The 18,953-nt window shown below is 38.4% G+C and carries 15 protein-coding genes; 12 read left to right on the forward strand and 3 right to left on the reverse strand.

Annotation, left to right across the window (positions count from 1 at the left end; genetic code table 11):
- Window positions 1-223: 223 nt before the first annotated feature.
- The 9 genes from AC2INI_RS15525 to AC2INI_RS15565 all read left to right on the forward strand — a co-directional run bounded on the left by AC2INI_RS15525 (window position 224) and on the right by AC2INI_RS15565 (window position 11,748).
- Window positions 224-1,096, forward strand: a complete 873-nt coding sequence (locus AC2INI_RS15525; protein WP_486306451.1) for a patatin-like phospholipase family protein — start codon at window positions 224-226, stop codon at window positions 1,094-1,096.
- 55 nt (window positions 1,097-1,151) lie between these two features.
- A complete protein-coding gene (gene katE2, locus AC2INI_RS15530; protein ID WP_122032344.1) occupies window positions 1,152-2,603 on the forward strand; it encodes a catalase KatE2 in 1,452 nt (483 codons plus the stop codon).
- Between the two features lie 270 nt (window positions 2,604-2,873).
- On the forward strand, window positions 2,874-3,854 hold the full coding sequence (gene trhO, locus AC2INI_RS15535) for an oxygen-dependent tRNA uridine(34) hydroxylase TrhO (RefSeq protein ID WP_486306335.1): 981 nt from the start codon (window positions 2,874-2,876) through the stop codon (window positions 3,852-3,854).
- Between the two features lie 225 nt (window positions 3,855-4,079).
- Window positions 4,080-5,267 (forward strand): lytic polysaccharide monooxygenase, encoded by a 1,188-nt coding sequence (locus tag AC2INI_RS15540; protein WP_486306336.1) that lies wholly within the window; start codon window positions 4,080-4,082, stop codon window positions 5,265-5,267.
- 213 nt (window positions 5,268-5,480) lie between these two features.
- Complete coding sequence (locus AC2INI_RS15545; RefSeq protein WP_122032347.1) at window positions 5,481-6,020, forward strand: porin family protein; 540 nt, start codon at window positions 5,481-5,483, stop codon at window positions 6,018-6,020.
- Between the two features lie 228 nt (window positions 6,021-6,248).
- Window positions 6,249-7,862 carry an ABC-F family ATPase gene (locus tag AC2INI_RS15550; RefSeq protein WP_486306337.1) on the forward strand — a complete coding sequence of 538 codons (1,614 nt, stop codon included), beginning with the start codon at window positions 6,249-6,251 and terminating at the stop codon, window positions 7,860-7,862.
- Between the two features lie 143 nt (window positions 7,863-8,005).
- On the forward strand, window positions 8,006-8,644 hold the full coding sequence (locus AC2INI_RS15555; RefSeq protein ID WP_122032349.1) for a 3'-5' exonuclease: 639 nt from the start codon (window positions 8,006-8,008) through the stop codon (window positions 8,642-8,644).
- Between the two features lie 83 nt (window positions 8,645-8,727).
- Window positions 8,728-9,639, forward strand: coding sequence for a LysR family transcriptional regulator (locus AC2INI_RS15560; protein ID WP_486306452.1), 912 nt, complete (start codon window positions 8,728-8,730; stop codon window positions 9,637-9,639).
- Between the two features lie 141 nt (window positions 9,640-9,780).
- Entirely contained in the window at window positions 9,781-11,748 is a 1,968-nt protein-coding gene (locus AC2INI_RS15565; protein ID WP_486306338.1) for an alkyl/aryl-sulfatase, read from the forward strand.
- Between the two features lie 94 nt (window positions 11,749-11,842).
- Here AC2INI_RS15565 and AC2INI_RS15570 read toward each other — a convergent pair whose 3' ends face one another.
- On the reverse strand, window positions 11,843-12,388 hold the full coding sequence (locus AC2INI_RS15570; protein WP_486306339.1) for a prepilin-type N-terminal cleavage/methylation domain-containing protein: 546 nt from the start codon (window positions 12,386-12,388) through the stop codon (window positions 11,843-11,845).
- A gap of 724 nt (window positions 12,389-13,112) precedes the next feature.
- Between AC2INI_RS15570 and rsgA the strand changes: the two genes are divergently transcribed.
- From rsgA to AC2INI_RS15585, 3 genes are all read left to right on the forward strand, one after another.
- A complete protein-coding gene (rsgA, locus tag AC2INI_RS15575; RefSeq protein WP_122032362.1) occupies window positions 13,113-14,174 on the forward strand; it encodes a ribosome small subunit-dependent GTPase A in 1,062 nt (353 codons plus the stop codon).
- A 231-nt stretch (window positions 14,175-14,405) separates the two neighbouring features.
- Window positions 14,406-14,852, forward strand: a complete 447-nt coding sequence (soxR, locus tag AC2INI_RS15580) for a redox-sensitive transcriptional activator SoxR (RefSeq protein ID WP_045103403.1) — start codon at window positions 14,406-14,408, stop codon at window positions 14,850-14,852.
- A 189-nt stretch (window positions 14,853-15,041) separates the two neighbouring features.
- Window positions 15,042-15,293, forward strand: a complete 252-nt coding sequence (locus AC2INI_RS15585; RefSeq protein ID WP_122032363.1) for a hypothetical protein — start codon at window positions 15,042-15,044, stop codon at window positions 15,291-15,293.
- Between the two features lie 319 nt (window positions 15,294-15,612).
- On the opposite strand, the gene AC2INI_RS15590 is transcribed toward AC2INI_RS15585, so the two are convergent.
- Window positions 15,613-15,846, reverse strand: a complete 234-nt coding sequence (locus tag AC2INI_RS15590) for a D-fructose-6-phosphate amidotransferase (protein WP_122032364.1) — start codon at window positions 15,844-15,846, stop codon at window positions 15,613-15,615.
- Between the two features lie 214 nt (window positions 15,847-16,060).
- On the reverse strand, window positions 16,061-18,910 hold the full coding sequence (locus tag AC2INI_RS15595; RefSeq protein ID WP_486306340.1) for a M66 family metalloprotease: 2,850 nt from the start codon (window positions 18,908-18,910) through the stop codon (window positions 16,061-16,063).
- Window positions 18,911-18,953: the final 43 nt, after the last annotated feature.

Here is an 18,953-nt window from a genome sequence, read left to right on the forward strand (position 1 = left end):
TTATTTCGTTTGGAATAAATATTATAACTTTCTGTTTATTAAACCTTTTCATTTAAAGGTTCAATCTATTCTTTGCTGAAAGGTAAGTTATAAATCGAGTTTATGATGTAAATCTAATTTTTGATAGGTTTTATAAATCACAGCTATAAGTACAAGCGATTATCTCTTATTCTCTAAAGTGTTTATTCTATCCCCACAGTATTTTAGGGGTTAAAGAGAGAGTATAGTGAAGAGTGTATTAGTCGTAGAAGGCGGAGCAATGCGTGGCATTTTTGCTAGCGGTGTTTTGGACACTTTTATGAAGAAAGAATTTATGCCTTATGATTTCGCCATTGGAGTCTCTGCCGGAGCATCGAATCTAATAGGGTATCTTTCTTATGCTCCTCAACGTAGCTTTGATGTCATTACGAAACTTGCAACCCACAAACGCTTTTTTAATCCAGCACGATTTGCTCGCGGTGGTGATCTTGTTGATGTTAAATGGTTAATTGAGGAGTCGAACAGAAGACATCCCTTAGATTCTGAACGTTTATTTTCTTCTATTCCTATGTATGCGGCAGTAACTAATATTGATAGTGGTAACGCCGATTATTATCAAGTAAAAGAAAGTAATTTAAATAATGTTCTTGAAGCAACAACCGCTTTACCTATCGCTTATAAATCAACACCTTGTTTCTCTGGCGGTTGTTATACCGATGGTGGCGTAGCTGACTCTATTCCGGTAAAAGAGGCTTATCGTCGAGGGGCGAGAGATATTACGGTGATCTTATCTCACCCTTTAAGTTATGAGATGAAACCTGCACGTTCACCTTGGTTAATGACTAAACTATTAGCGCGATATCCTCAAATAGCACAAGCAATGTTAGTTCGTGCTGAAAATTACAATCAATCATTGGAATTTATTCGCAATCCCCCTGAAGGAACGATGATTCGAGTGATAGCACCACCTGAAGATTTTGCTGTTAAGCGTCTTTCTATGAAATCTCCTACACTGATTGCAGGATATGAAATGGGAGTGTCCGCAGGCGTTGATCATTTATCCAGCCGTGAGGGAACTTTTGGATTAGATATAGAAAACTGTCACTTTTGCTTATAACCCTATTTTATAACAGTTTTTTCGTGAGCTTTATTACTATATTAAGGAATGAATAATGAGTAAAAAATTAACTACAGCAGCAGGTTGTCCTGTTGCACATAACCAAAATGTTCAAACTGCGGGTAAACGTGGCCCTCAATTATTGCAAGATGTGTGGTTTTTAGAAAAACTGGCGCATTTTGATCGTGAAGTGATTCCAGAGCGTCGTATGCACGCAAAAGGGTCTGGTGCTTACGGTACATTTACGGTTACTCATGACATTACAAAGTACACAAAAGCCAAATTGTTCTCTGAAATTGGTAAACAAACTGAGCTATTTGCACGTTTTACTACCGTAGCTGGTGAGCGTGGCGCAGCAGATGCAGAGCGTGATATCCGTGGTTTTGCGCTAAAATTCTACACAGAAGAGGGTAACTGGGATTTAGTGGGTAACAACACACCCGTATTCTTCCTGCGTGATCCTCTTAAATTCCCTGATTTAAACCACGCGGTTAAACGTGATCCTCGCACAAATATGCGAAGCGCGAAAAATAACTGGGATTTCTGGACATCATTACCTGAAGCGCTTCACCAAGTAACGATCGTGATGAGTGATCGTGGTATTCCTGCTACTTACCGTCATATGCATGGTTTTGGTAGCCACACGTTTAGCTTTATCAACAGTGATAACGAGCGTTACTGGGTGAAATTCCACTTTGTATCTCAGCAAGGCATTAAAAACTTATCAGATGCTGAAGCGGGTGCAGTGATTGGTAATGATCGTGAAAGTCATCAACGTGATTTGTTAGAAAGCATTGATAACCAAGATTTCCCTAAATGGACATTGAAAGTTCAGATCATGCCAGAAGCAGAAGCGGCGACGGTTTCTTATAACCCATTTGATTTAACCAAAGTATGGCCACATAAAGATTACCCATTAATTGAAGTGGGTGAATTTGAGTTAAACCGTAATCCACAAAACTTCTTCGCAGAAGTAGAGCAGTCGGCATTTAACCCTGCAAACGTGGTTCCGGGTATCAGCTTCTCTCCAGATAAAATGCTACAAGGTCGTTTATTTGCGTATGGTGATGCTCAGCGTTACCGTTTAGGTGTAAACCACCAACACATCCCAGTGAACGCACCTCGTTGTCCTGTACATAGTTACCACCGCGATGGCGCAATGCGTGTTGATGGTAACTTTGGTAGCACATTAGGTTATGAACCAAATAATGAAGGTCAATGGGCAGAGCAGCCAGATTTTTCTGAGCCACCACTAAACTTAGATGGCGCAGCAGCACATTGGGATCACCGTGAAGATGAAGATTATTTCTCACAACCGGGCGATCTATTCCGTCTAATGACCGCTGAGAAACAAGCTATCTTATTTGATAACACAGCGCGTAACTTAAACGGTGTGCCAAAAGAAATTCAACTTCGTCACTTAAGACATTGTTATAAAGCCGATCCTGCTTATGGCGAAGGTATCGGTAAATTACTTGATATTGATGTGAGTGAATTTAACTCGTAATTTATCCTATTAAGTAACTATAAATCAAAGCGTTGAGTATTACATTCAGCGCTTTTTTTATGTCTGTTTACATTGTAAATTTTAGCTCTCTTGCTATTTGAAAGGTGATTATTTTATTATTTGATTCAATTTGGTTAGAAAAACCACAAAAACTGTCGGTATTTGTGTCGATAGACCTCCGTTATACTCCCCGCACTATTATAAGCCGCTAAGGCAAATACTCATTGCTCTGGATTTACGATCCAGCCTCGCAAAAAAGGAAAGTTACCCATGTCTCAATATATCGTTTGTGCGTTATACAAATTTGTTTCATTAGAAAATTACACCGATATTCGTCAACCATTAACTCAGGTATTAGAAGATAATAATATTCGCGGCACATTGCTGCTAGCAAGTGAAGGTATTAATGGCACGGTTGCTGGCTCTCGTGAAGCGATTAATACGCTACTTGCTTGGTTTAAAAAAGATGCTCGATTAGCAGATGTCGTTTACAAAGAATCAATTAATGACGTACAGCCGTTTAACCGTACCAAAGTAAAGTTAAAAAAAGAAATCGTTACTATGGGCGTAGAAGGTATTGATCCCCTTCATGTGGTGGGTACGTATGTTAAACCTGCTGATTGGAATGCACTTATTTCTGATCCAGACGTGCTATTGGTTGATACTCGAAATGATTATGAAGTAGATATCGGCACATTCAAACATGCTGTTAACCCAAAGACAGAAACGTTCCGCGATTTTCCTCAATACGTTGCTGATAATTTAGACCCTGAAAAACATAAAAAAGTAGCGATGTTCTGTACTGGTGGTATTCGTTGTGAAAAATCGACAGCGTATATGAAAGAGCAAGGATTTGATGAGGTCTACCATCTTGAAGGCGGCATCTTAAAGTACCTTGAAGAAGTACCAGAAGAAAACAGCTTATGGGAAGGCGATTGTTATGTATTTGATGGCCGAGTTGCCGTTAATCACCAATTAGAGAAGAGCCATTACGACGTGTGTAATGCGTGCCGTTTGCCAATCACAGATGAAGACAAACAATCTGATGCGTTTGAAAAAGGCGTTAGCTGCCCTAAATGTATTGATCAACACAGTGATGAGCAAAAATCTCGTTTTCGTGAGCGAGAAAAACAAGTGCAACTTGCGGACGAAAGAGGTGAAACTCACGTAGGTGGAGATGCAGCCAAACTCATTGAGCAACGTAAGCAAGAAAAGAAAGAGAGAAAGCAGCAACAAAGAAGTACTAAGTAACTCAGATTTTATGGTGATAGGAGTTATAAATAATGAACTGACTCGAAAGAATATAATGTGTTTTCATTTAACTCATTATTAGATGGAAAGCAGATAACAAATGCGTAAATAAAGCGCTTATTTGTTTCTATTTTTATCGTCAATTCATCAATCCTTGCTAATTTTATAAACGAAAGTGGGGCGTTAATCGCCTCATTTTTATTGTTTATAAACAAGGATGAAATCATGAAAAATAAAATAAAAATCAGTTCGTTCACTATTGCCTTTGTTGGTACATTATCATCAATGGGAGCGCAGGCTCATGGCTGGGTCGAGTACCCGAGTGCAAGACAAAATACGTGTTATTTAGATGGAGGATTTTGGGATAACACTATTCCAAATCAGGCATGTCAGGCGGCATATGATGAATCAGGAGCGTTTCCTTTTGTTCAACGTAATGAGGTTGCGGCTAATGTTCCAAACTATAAAGACATGGCACACGTTCAAGCCATTGTTCGTGATGGTAACTTATGTTCAGCAGGGGATAATGCAAAAGCAGGCTTAAACGTAGGTTCTTCTCATTGGCAAAAAACGGCGGTTACCTTAGATGAGAATAATCAGATTGAACTTATCTTTAATGCAACAGCACCTCACAACCCTTCTTACTGGCAATTCTATTTATCTAATTCTAATTACGATCCAACCGTTCCATTAACATGGGGTGACTTAGATCTAATTGATACCGCAGGCAATGTGCCTGTAGGGGAAGATAAGAAATACCGTATTAATATTACTCTTCCTGCAGATAGAGCAGATTCGGCCGTCCTTTATACTCGCTGGCAGCGTGAAGATGCTGCTGGTGAAGGCTTTTATAACTGTAGCGATATTTCATTTGATGGAACGGGAACTGCACCTCCAGGACCGACAGATCCAGTCGACCCACCACCATCATATTCTGATTTAGGTTATTACATTAGCCAAGGATTTGGGCCAGTAGAATCAGGCGATACGGTTCGGTTCCGAACGTTTGATGCGACAGGGGCGGAAACAACAGACATCAGTTTAGCCATTAATGTGAATAATACGGCTACATGGTCAGCGGAACTGGCAGGGCAATTTAATCAGTTAAAAAATAAAGAATGGTTTATTGGTATTTGGCATCAAGAAATGAATCATTATATGTACGATACCAATAATATTTACGCAAACCGAGTTTTTGCACCAAGTGCAGATCTTAGTTATCAACTTTCTTTAATTAAAGCGGATACAACACCACCGGTAGAGCCGCCAGTTGAACCAACAAACGTATGGAAATCAGCTTCAACTTATAATACTGGAGATATAGTTAGCCATAATAATAGAGAATGGATAGCACAGTGGTGGACAAAAGGGGAAGAACCAGGAACAACCGGAGAATGGGGTGTTTGGCGTTAACAGAAGATAACAAATGGATACTCACTTAAACTGGTATTTATAGTATTTAAGCCCTAAATCTAATTTAGGGCTTTTTTGTGATAAGTAACACTTATAAATGTAATAACGAGAGCTGTTTAGTCTTAATACACTTAATTTCATATTATTTACTCAACGACTAAGAACACGAATTCATGGATGAAATCATTATTATTATTTTAAATGAGAGTAATTATGAAACTAGTACTAAAAACCCTTCTTGCAGCTTCACTGTTATCTTCAACTGCCCTTTATGCTAATGTTTTAGAAGGTCATCGAATTGGATTAGGCTTTAATTCAACCAGTATTGATGATATTGCTTTTGATAGTAAATATTCAACAAGCGGCTTTACTTTGGCTTATGGTTACGACATTAACGACATTGTTGGTATTAATGTTTCTTTAAATAAAGGCAGTGGTACGGATTCTCCTTTTGATATTGATACATCAACTTTTAAGCTAGATACTGATATTGGTTATACGTTCCATATGCAAAATGCATCGATTAAGCCTTATGGTGTATTAGGTTTTGCAAAATTTAAAGAAGAAATTAGTGTTTTTGGGTTAGATGCTGGGAAGTGGGATGACTCAACTATTTTTGTAGGTATTGGTACAAGGGCCACGTTCAACCAGCATTTCTATACCGACTTAAGATTGGATTTTATTAACTTAAAAGAGAGTGGTGATGATATTTTTGCTGATCAATTCTCTTTCACTGTCGGTTATAAATTCTAATTAATGGTTCTTTTTTAGCATCACTACGACGTTAAATACCATCATAAAGCTCTGGATTTCTCTGGGGCTTTTTTATTGGGTATTAAAACATCATATTCCTCGACATTGTGATCAAGATCTCTGTATAATCCGCGGCTAGATTTTCTCATTCATCATACTTTCGTCCTTCATCTTGTGGCTTTCTATAGCCAAATCATGACTTGTCAGTAAACCCTAGGAATTATTTCGTTGATACAATCAAACAACATCACAATGCAATTTGGCGCAGAGCCTTTATTTGAAAACATTTCAGCAAAATTTGGCAACGGCAACCGTTATGGTTTGATCGGTGCGAATGGTTGCGGAAAATCAACGTTCATGAAGATTCTTAGTGGTGCATTAACTCCTAGTTCAGGCAACGTATCAATGACGCCAGGACAGAAGTTAGGCGTATTGAGTCAAGATCAGTTTGCGTTTGAAAAATACAACGTAGTTGATGTTGTTATCATGGGTGACAAAAAACTATGGGAAATCAAACAAGAGCGTGATCGTATCTATTCACTACCAGAAATGAGTGAAGAAGATGGCATGAAAGTAGCCGAGCTTGAAAGCGAATTCGCTGAAATGGATGGCTACAGTGCAGAAAGCCGTGCTGGTGATCTCCTAATTCAAGCTGGTATTGATGAATCACTTCATTTTGGTTTAATGCAGCAAGTTGCTCCTGGTTGGAAACTGCGTGTGTTACTAGCACAAGCACTGTTTGCAAACCCAGATATTTTGCTACTTGATGAACCAACCAACAACTTGGACATTAATACGATCAACTGGTTAGCAGAAGAGCTAAACAAGCGTAAATGTACAATGATCATCATTTCGCATGACAGACACTTCTTAAATTCTGTATGTACCCACATGGCAGATATCGATTACGGTGAATTGCGTATTTACCCAGGTAACTATGAGTACTTCTTAGAAGCATCAAGCCTGATCCGTGATCAACTACTAGCAGGCAACGCGAAAAAAGAAGCTGAGATTAGTGAGCTACAAGACTTCGTAAACCGTTTTGGTGCTAACGCATCTAAAGCGAAACAAGCAAGTTCACGAGCAAAGAAAATGGACAAAATTTCACTGGATGAAGTGAAATCATCAAGTCGTATGAGCCCATCAATTAACTTTGGTGAAGGCAAAAAACTGCATCGCCAGGCACTAGAGCTTGAGAACTTAGGTCACGGCTTTGATGGTGAAGTTCTGTTTGAAGGCGGTAATTTATTACTAGAGGCTGGCACTCGTCTTGCTGTTATCGGTGAGAATGGTGTGGGTAAAACGACATTCTTACGTTGTTTAGTGAATGACCTAGAGCAAAACGAAGGTATTGTTAAGTGGTCTGAAAATGCATCTTTTGGTTACTGCCCACAAGACAGCACAGCTGATTTTGATAATGATCTAAGCATCTTTGATTGGATTTCTCAGTGGCGCACAGTGAAGCATGATGACTTGATGGTTCGTGGTATTTTGGGTCGTCTACTATTCACAGCTGATGATACAAACAAACAAGCTAAAAACTGTTCTGGTGGTGAGAAAAACCGTCTGTTATTTGGCAAGTTAATGATGCAAGACATCAACGTACTTGTTATGGATGAACCAACGAACCACATGGATATGGAAGCGATTGAAGCATTGAACGAAGCATTAAAAGTGTACACTGGCACATTAATCTTTGTAAGCCATGACCGTGAGTTTGTTTCTTCTCTAGCGACACAAATTATTGATGTTAAAGATAAGAAAATAGTGAACTTCCAAGGTACTTATGAAGAGTACTTAGATCACCAAGTTAAAATGCTTCAGGTTAATATCGCTAAATAAGCGTATTTCTAAGCAATAAAATAATAAGCATATTTCAAAACGCGAGACTGGTTATCAGCTCGCGTTTTTTGATCGAAGTCTATATGCTTTGTTCCATTACGATTAATCTCTCTCACTTCTTATTTATTATTTGGAAATCATTTGTGTCAGTAATTAGCGCTAAAAAAACAGCCCCAGCAAATACCGTCGTTGTACTCGATTTCGAAACCACAGGCTTATCACCAAACCAAGGCGATCGTGCAATAGAAATTGGTGCGGTTAAATTAGAAAACGGCGTGGTAGTTGATCGTTTTCAAGGTTTGATGAATCCGGGCTTTAGAGTGAGTTCGTTCATCGAGAACTACACTGGTATTTCAAATCGAATGCTAGTTGATGCAGCTAGCTGTGATGTTGTTATGCATGAGTTTGCTGACTTTATCCAAGGCTGTAATTTAGTCGCTCACAATGCCTCATTTGATAAACGTTTTTTAGATGCCGAACTCGAGTTGATTCAGCGTGGTTATGAAGGTGATTTTGCTTGTTCATTACTGGTATCAAGACGATTAACTCAAGAGGTTTCATCGCATAAACTGGGTGACTTAGTGGCGTATCATCAAATCGATAATGATGGTGTATTTCACCGAGCGTTAGCCGATGCCGAAGTAACCGCTTCACTATGGTTAGTGCAACTAGAAGCGTTAGAGCGTGATCATGGCATCACTAACCCAAGTTTTGAGTTGATGATGAAAATAGGAAAAACACCAAAAGCAACAATTGAGAATTTCTTGAAAAAGAGCCGTTAATAAGAAGATTAGCGTTCTGTTTTAAAAACAGACGGCTTACAATTGTGTGATAAATGGATCGTAATTTACTGAGTGGTAAAATAATGGACTTAAATTTACTCAAAACCTTTGATGTAGTGATGAACACGCTCAGTGTTAATGAAGCGGCGGAAACATTAGGAGTCACGGCTCCTGCTGTGAGTCACACCTTAAATCGTTTACGTGAGCAGTATCAGGATCCATTATTTGTGCGTCAAGGAAGAGGAATAGCACCGACGAACTTTGCGACAGAGCTACACGCTGAAATTCAAGAGCCACTTACTCGACTATTAAATGGCGCGAAATCTCGTCAAGCATTTGATCCAAAAACCAGCAAGCGAACCTTTCGTATATCGAGCCATAAAGATTTAGATTTAATGGTCGTCCCCCCGCTAATCTCTTATCGAGATCAATATGCGCCAAATGTAAAATTTAAAGCGGATATTGAACACTTAAATGAGCAAGATAGACAAACAGATTTGAGAATGCGTAAGGTTGATATAATTCTTGCGACAGTGCCATTGGAAGATCACGGCTATCATAATAAATTGCTATTTGAACAACAGTTAGTGGTGGTGTGTAGAAAAGATCATCCAAGAATTAAAGACAGTATTACTCAAGCTCAATTCTTTGCAGAGCAGCACTTATTGTGGCAAACCCAAAGAATGAATAAATACACAATGGAATCTGTAGTAAAAGAGAAACTGCCAAAAAGAAAAGAAGCATATACAACCGATTCAATTTGTAACTCACTTATGATGGCAGCTCAAACGGATTGGTTATGCGTTACCAGTGTTTGGCATGCCAAGATGCTGTCTCAAATGCTTCCTTTAACTATCCTTCCATTGCCTTTTGAATCACAACCATTTCCCGTTTATATGACATGGCATCACTCACAACAATCGGATACAGGGCATCAATGGCTCAAAACTGTCTTTGAACAGGTCACGCAAAACTTAACCGACTTAGAACTATAAAAATAAATCCAATTATAATGTGGATTAAATAAAGCTAAATCCACTTTTAAAAGTGACGCTATCGATCGTTTAACTGGCTCACCTTATTATTTCTCTATCGACGAACAAGATGAGTTGTTCGCACTTATAGAGAGATGAGTTATGTTATTTAAAAAAACCATAGTATCACTTGCGGTAATTACAACATTGGCTCCAGCGCTTGTATTTGCTGCACCAACAACTAACCAACCAAAAGATGCAACGGAATTCACCGTTCAAAAAAACGATCAGCTAAAACAATATCTAGATTTTGATAATAAAGCAGATTTTGAAAATGCCTCCCGTGGTTTTATTGCTACTTGGCCAGAAAAAACCATTAAAGATGCACAAGGCAACGTGATTTGGGACTTCTCAAAATTTGATTTTATTAATCAAGATAATGGGGTAGAAACCATTAACCCATCGCTTCTTCGTCAAGCTAAATTAAATAATATCAATGGCCTATTTAAAGTAAAAGACGGGGTATATCAAGTTCGTGGATTTGATTTATCAGTCATGTCGTTTATTCGTGGTGACGATGGTTGGATAGTTATTGATCCTCTTATTTCTCCAGAGACGGCTGCTGCTGGTCTTAAGCTGTTAAAAGAGAAAGTGGCAGATGTACCAGTGACTGGCGTTATTTTCACTCACTCTCATGTCGACCATTTTGGTGGGATATTAGGTGTGACAACGCAAGCAGACATCGACAATGGTGATGTAACGATTGCTGCCCCAGAAGGCTTCTTTTCGCACTCAATTGCAGAGAACTTAATGGCAGGCACAACCATGTCGCGTCGCTCATCTTATATGTATGGCAATCTTCTTGATGCTAATAATAAAGGGATGGTTGATGGTGGTTTAGGTAAAACGACCTCATCTGGCTCGCCAGGTATTGTGAAGCCAACAGAAATTGCAAATCACACTGGTCAAGAAATGACAATTGATGGTGTTGATTTAGAAGTTATGATGGCTCAAGAGTCAGAAGCACCTTCTGAGTTTATGTTCTATTTCCCTCAATATAAAACCATGATGGCTGCAGAGGTGATGACTCATACTATTCACAATATCTCGACCTTACGTGGTGCAAAAACTCGTGATGCTTCTTCATGGGCGACTTATGTTGATCAAGCTCTACACACTTATGGAGATAAGGCAGATACGATGATCGCTTCTCACCACTGGCCAACATGGGGCCAAGAGAACATCAAAGGCCAGCTAGCGAAAACTCGTGATATGTATAAGTATGTACACGATCAAACGTTACGCTTAGCAAATAAAGGTTATACGCCTAACGAGATCTCAGCGACCATTAAACTGCCGGATTCATTAGGCAAAGAGTGGTACAACCGCGGCTATTACGGCACCGTTTCACACAATGCTCGTGCAACCTATGATTACTACTTTGGCGCATGGTGGGATGGTAACCCTGCAAACCTAAACCCATTAACGCCAACAGAAGAGGGCACCAAATACGTTGAAGCGATGGGCGGCGAGAAAAAAGTGGTTGAACTTGCAGAAGCGGCGATCAAAAAAGGTGAATATCGTTGGGCTGTGACACTGCTTAATAACGTCACTTTCTCTAATCCTAAAAATATGGATGCGCGTTATTTAGAAGCTGATGCGATGGAACAACTTGGCTATCAATCTGAATCAGGCCCTTGGAGAAACTATTACTTAGGCGGTGCTAAAGAGCTACGTAATGGGATTAAACCGGTAGCAACACCAAATACCGCAGCGATTGCAGTGAACATGCCATTCAATCAATTCATGAAGTATCTTGGAGTGACAGTGAAGCCTGATGTTGCGAAAGGTATGAACATGAAGGTAAATATCGATGTGAAAGGCGATGGTAAATACTCAATGGATTTAAGTAATTCAGTATTGAAGTCTTACACAGATACTCAATTTGAAAATGCAGATTTAAACATTACTTTGTCTCGTCAGGCATTTGAAAACATGATGACCAAGAAAGCAACATTGAAAGATGAAATGAAAACGGGTGAGTTTAGTGTGTCCGATCAAGCGAAGTTCCAGCAACTAATGTCGATATTTGATCAGTTTAATCTATGGTTTGGTGTAGTAACTCCATAGCAAAAAGATGAAATAATGATAGGACAAGCCCCGTTGAATTAAGGGATTCAATGGGGCTTTTTTCTAGGTATCTCTTGGAATAAAAACACTAGTGCTAGCAGTCATCAGTTTCAATAATAACTATTGGGCCTGTAGACGGAGTAGGAGGAGTAGATTCAGGGTTCTCATAACGAATGTGACACTTGAACCTAACGCCTTTATTATCATAATCTGAAGTGAAAAAGATAAATATTTGATTGTTTCTTGTTGATTTATCAGTAAAAAAAGGAGCTGCATTTCTATCTTTACGTGCGGTATTTCTATCAACAGAATCTATATCTAACCAAGCTTTAACTTGCTGATTAATTTTTACAAAGTTATCGCTACCACGCACAGAGGGATAGCCATTGTATAAAGGTACTTCTACACCATTAATAATAATTGTAGTGTTACCATGCTCTTTATTTTCAATGGCTGCTTGTGAATTGAGGAGCATTAATGCACTTTTCATTGCCGCTCCTACACCTTGAAGGCTTTGATTTTTTGAATCAGTTTTCAAAGATAAGAACTTAGGGGCTACGAAAATAGAAAGAATGGCAAGCAGCACAATCGCGACAATGAGTTCAATCAGTGTAAATCCTTTACTTTTTGTTTGAATCATTATTATCCCATCCAGAGATTAAACTTATAATTAGAATGACATACTATCATTGATATGGGAATACTAATTTAGTACTAATTCACTGTTGATAATTTTTTTTGTAGAGGGCTAAATTTTAATTATTACTGTCTCTTATTACTGTCTCTTATTACTTGCAACTAGGCAGAATTGCTTCATACATTGTTTTAAACCCTTTAAGCGAAAGGGTAATTTTCTCTGTGCTGTTAGTATCACCAAGTAAAGTGACGGATAACGAATTGCCGTTAATAAATTCTTCCGATTTTACTCGAGATATAGTGTTGGTATTCATCTAATATCGTAGGCATAACTTATTGCTAGAGAAAATGGCACCTTTTCATGGCATCAATCAATTTTTTTTATCGTGATGACAAGACAAAATTGTTTTACATGAATAAAAGTGAGGCCTATTTTATACATTTGAACTGCTATGATTCGTAAGTGTCTTTATTACGACAGAGATCGACTAGAATAATTGCTACCAAGATCTTAAAACGATAATAATTATCTCAAAGTTAAAAGTATTATGGCTAATTATCCAATAGAAAATGCTACTATCCTCGTGTTTAGATTGGAAGCTAAAATACAATAAATTCAATTGAATAAAGAGTGTTTACTATTAATGTTTCGCGATTTGAAAGTTATGTCATGAAGTCACATTGGCATCATTAATAGTAAACAATCTACCATATGTATGGAGCAACAAATGAGTGAGCAAATTCTCACACTATCACAACTAGGCTGGCGTCCTTATTTTCAACAACAACTGACTCTAGATGATTTAACTGACTTACAAACAGGTCGAATTATCGAGCAGCACCGAAGCAGTATTATTGTTTTGAGTGAACAGGGCCAAGTAAGCTTATTACCACCATCAGGCGATGATCGTGTTTGTGTAGGTGATTGGGTATTGTTTGATGAAAATCTACGAATTCAACGCGTATTGGATAGACAATCTCTGTTTGATCGCAAAGCACCAGGGTCAAAAGTTGCAACGCAATTAATTGCAGCGAACGTAGATAGCGTCATGATTGTATGTTCATTAAATAATGACTTTAATTTGAGTCGTATTGAACGTTACCTTGCTATTGCAAAAGAAGCCGAAGTAGAACCAGTTGTAGTACTAACTAAAGCGGACTTATGTGACGATACAGATGATAAGCAAGACCAAGTTCAGAAACTGAATCGTATGATGAGTGTTTACAGTGTAAATGCCCTTGATACCAATGATTTAGTTGCTCTACATAGCTATTGTAAAAACGGACAAACGATCGCTTTCTTAGGTTCATCAGGTGTAGGTAAATCAACACTGGTAAACGGCTTACTTGGTTTTGAAGCGTTGAAAACGGGTGATATCCGTGAAGATGACAGCAAAGGTCGCCACACGACGACACACCGAGCACTTAAATTGATGCCACAAGGCGGTCTATTAATGGACACTCCGGGAATGCGTGAGCTTCAATTAAGTGATTGTGAGCAAGGCGTAAGCGCAACGTTTAGTGAGATTACTGATCTTGCTGAAAAATGTCGCTTTGGTGATTGTACTCATATTTCAGAGCCAGGCTGTGCCGTATTAAAAGCGGTAGAATCAGGTGAGTTAGAAGAGCGCCGCTTAGTGAGTTACCAAAAATTAATGCGCGAACAAGCGATTAATGGTGCGACGTTGGCAGAGCAACGTGCAAAAGACAAAGCATTTGGAAAAATGGTGCATGGCGCTATTGCTGATGCTCGTTCTCGTAAAAAAGACTATGAGTCAAACGCCTACTAATTTAGCGATATAACATCAAGTTCATGTAATAAGCCGCCCGTCTTTGATTGGCGGTTTTTTTGCGCTTGTTATTAAGCGATTTCCCTGCGTAATAAATAGATTATCTAATTAATTTCATTGGTATAAACTAAAAGCAGCTCTTACTTTTTAGTAAGGGCTGTTTTTTTATCTGTAATAGCATGTATAAAGGTAAAGTTAACTTAATATTTATACAGAGTCAGGGAGTGAAAAATGTTGAATGAAAAAACACTACTAACCATTGGTTCACTATCTGAGCGAAGTGGCGTAGCACACTCTGCCTTGCGTTTTTATGAAACAAAAGAACTCATAGCCTCTATTCGAACTTCTGGTAATCAACGTCGTTATCACCCCTCAATGCTTCGTCGAATTGCTTTGATTCAAGTGGCACAACTTGTTGGTTTTACATTAGAAGAAATAGCCAAAGAGCTTGAAGAGTTACCAATGAAAAAGACGGCCACGAAACGTGATTGGGAAAAGGTCGCTAATAAATGGCAAAAGGATCTCGATGCTAAATTACAGCAAATTAAATTACTCAAAGAGAACCTAACAGGCTGTATAGGCTGTGGTTGTTTGAGCATGGAAAAATGTCAGTTATTGAATCCAGATGACATTTTGCATGAAGAGGGTAGTGGAGCCCAGCGAATTTTACCTGAATAATAACGGGATAGATTTTAATGAAGTGGTTGTGAATAATAAATACGTAGGCAAATTAGTATTAAGAAGATTAAAACCGGAGTGACTTTGCTTGCTGATAAATTCAAGTTTCAATTTTCTCTGAATCTAGTTAAAGTAGCGCCCATAGAAACGGCGTAGCCAAATTGTTTAGTTTAGTAAGAGAATACAAATATGACGCAAGAATTAGAGATGATCACCAACTTAGAAGATCTAGAAACATTTATCGTTGCCGCTGAAAATGGTGGTTTCGGTTTAACTAATGTTGCAGGCATTGCAATGGCAACAAATAATAAAGATGGTCGTCGCTTTGTTGCCGTACTGGATGATAAACACCAACTATTATTATCTCGTTGGGTAACAGAAGAAGTATTCCAAACAGGGCAAGATTTAGTGCGTAATGGCTCAAGCCGTACCACCCACTAATTCAATTGTATTAACTCTATTGTTTCTAATTAGATATTTGCTTTTAAACTATAATTAGGAACAATAGAGATAAATTATTCCGCAGATAAATAAAAGAAATGTCACCCCTTCTACAATCCATTCTTTGTCATCCCAACCAAGCATCTTAATTTCTGATTGAGTGAAATTCATTTCTAAATCTTCAAAATCATCATTCAAATCGCACATAAACAATCTTTCATCTGAGTAAGTTGAGGTAAAGTTATCGTGATTCAATGTTTAGTTAAATTGAATAATATAAAACAAGCGTTTAATTTTTCTGTCCATATGTCAATGATGTTTACGGTAATACTACATTCAGGTGCTTGATATACTTCTCGATAAAGTAAGGTGGTATAACAAAGACGATAAGATAGAAAGATTGCTCTAAGAAGGTTGATGCAATCTGTGTCTCTTGATTTACGTAAGCAAATAAAGCAAAGATATTTAATAGAACATAAAGTGCAACTAAAGCCGTTAAAGCAACTAAGATCAAACCAAGAAGGTCTTTTTGAAATACTTTTGATATAGTCATTTTTATTCCCTCAAAAACGTAATGTACATTTTAATCTACGCCTAATTAGCAGGTGCTTTTTTGAGCTATATCAATGTTTGGTTTGGGAGAAGATGAAAAGTAATATTTACAATTTAATCATTAAAAGTAAAAAGGGCTAAGATACTTTTTATAAAAAGATCTTAACCCTTTTGGTTTTCTATAAGAAATAAAGGTTTCTAATTTAGAATATTAATTAATGATTGTGTTCAGCATTGTCACAATGTTTAGCGTCATAGTGTTTTGCTAATACTCTTGGTGCATTATCCATTGGTTGTGTTATTGAGCGTTCAAGTTTATTTCCACCTTGCAGGGTATAGATTGGCTCAAGTGTTGGTTTACTTATCGCTATCGAGTTAAGCTCCTTGCCATCACACACAACAGAGGCAGATACTGGGTTTTCAGAGCGAGCAACGTTCACATGAAATTTGTTCATATTATCTGCATTACGACGGTTGTTCTTCAAAGCAAATTTCTGAATCTCACCATTCTTCATGTTTACTTCTAATGCACAGCTATTTGCGATTAAGCTTGCTGAGTCATCAGGATAAACATAACCATAAGAACCGTGCATTGCAGGGAAAATATAACTATTTAATGTGTTTTGAGGATCGTAATAGCCTACTAATGTCGTTACCGGAACACCAAATAAACTAGGACGAATAACTTTGTTTTGTTCATACTCGCCATTTTGGATCCAAGTTTCCCCGTTAGAGACAAATACCAAACGGCTACCGTAGTTAACAACAATATTTTCACCATTGATGGCTAAGTTAGAGTTGTAACCTGCATCAGAATTAAAGGTAAAGATCTTACCCTTGTTCGCTGATGATGCAGTAGGTACTGACATATCTCGTGCCCAATGACCGTTAAATGTTGAAAGTTCCACTTTATCGTAATGGCTCAATAACGTATCAATATGGTTCGCATTCGCTTCCCATGGATTAACTGATGTGATTTCTAAAACATCGATAGAGTGTGTGTACTCAACCATTGTTTCTGTTGCTTCATCCCACTTTCTAAAGCCTGTTGATGAGGTTTCATCAAAGACGGCTTTGCTTTCTAAATTCTTTTGAATGAAGTGCATTGAATAAGGTGTATATAGCGTGAATCGTTGCGCGCCATACATTGCTCCCCCGCTCGCCATTGAATCAAAACCAAAGCTGAACATGCCATTAAATGATTCAACACATTGACCTTCAAAACAGCTTTCCACGCCGTTACTTACCGGTGAAAAGTTTGGAATAAAGACATCACGCTCAGAATCCCAACCCCAAGTAGAGTTAGTCATGTTTGAAGGTTTGTGAATAGAGCCTTCAAATCCCCCAGGGTAGTGACCTAAACCGTAGTTATGACCAACTTCATGGCTAAATTCGTTCCCGATTGAGCTATCAAGTGTCACCATACCTGCGCCACCAGAACCACCATGAACTTGCACGCCGTTATTGTAGTTTCCGCGAGTATTATGAGCCGTTAATTGAGCCGCTAAATATGGATTTTCACCTTCACCAACGCCAGCCGTTGAATGGATACCATAGTTTGCGTTATTAATACCGATAGAGAATAATTCTTTACCAATTCGCTGACGCATAGTCCCCGAATGCCAACCGCCGTCACTTGGGTCAAGATCGGTTAGCAACGTGCCATCTGGCAGCATTACTTCTGTTAAGTGTACTGGTTCATACTCACTCACGATCATTTTACTAATTGGAGCTGTCTCAAAATATTCGCGTTGTGCTTCTTTATCTGTTTGGAAATGGAATGCATTGCGAGGCTCAACAAGCATACCTACATCAATGGTGTGAAGTAATAATTCAGTAGGTGCGCCTACTTTTATTTGTGTTAATGTCCCCGTGTTTCCTTGATTTTCAAACGATAGTTGTAGGCCCGCATTCAGCCACTCTTTCGGTAACTCTGCTGACCAGAAACCGTCGGCATAACCGATCTCATTAAAAATCAAATCGTCTTGAAGGACCCATGTTCCTTTAACGTTTTTAAATACAGTTGAGGTTCCATTTACAATCGTTTTAGAGCGTAGTGGGTAGTAACTTACATTTGAGTTATAACCAGCGCTTGAGGTAAAGATAACTGTTTTCCCATCAAGTTTAGGGTTATTTTGTTCAAGAGCGAAATCTCTGTTCCAATGGCCATCACTCGTGCGAAGTTGTACTACATTGTGGTCAGTAAGGGCGTCTGAAATAGCGTCACTTGATACTTCACGGACATTAAATACCGCTTCAGGATCATAACTGAAATCAATATTGCTATCGGTGATCTCAGAAATAGCCATGACATTACGCGCTAATTCATCAGGGCGTTTCATCTCTATTGATCCTAGCATTTTTCCATCACGATCCGTTGCTGTTACCCTGACTTCAGAGTACGAAGGAAAGGCTTCTGTCGGTTTAAACATGACTTTTGTGGCACGCTGAGCCACCAGATGCATGCGTTTTTCTTGCGATTCTGTTTTTGCTGGAATGATGTGTGCTTGAGCAAATAACACGCCACCAGACAATTTACCAATAAGCATATTGTCTAATTGATTGGTATTAAATACGATGCTTGGCTTTTGGACTATATCCGTACAAGCAGAGGTATCTAAATGGGTCGTCATGTCACGTTCCCATATATAATTGCCTTCGTTATCTTTCGAGCCTCTCATTGCTGAGTAAAGACCGAAAGTACATTTTTCAGCGGTATAGAAACCTTCAGGGAAAATATCGAAACCACCGTCGTACGAATATTTTTCCCATGTCTTAGGAAGAAAATCAAATACGGTTTCAAATTCAGATTCAAAATCCATGAAATCAAATAAAATATTACCGTCATAATTGATTCTTAATTTTTTATCTTTATACACTAGATAGCTGTATTCGAACTCTCCCTTACTTTCTACGATTACATTGTTTGGGTTCGTGGCGAGCACTGCCAGTTCCGCCATTTTTTTTGTAATTTGAAGACTGGCGTCTTCTAGCGGATGCGGTGTTGCATATGCATTTGCTGCTAGTGTTGCTCCAATGATCACGCCTAATATTTTCTTTTTCATATAACTCTCACTGTTTTATTATTATTTTTAATAAGCAAGGGTA

Source organism: Aliivibrio friggae (assembly GCF_057368515.1).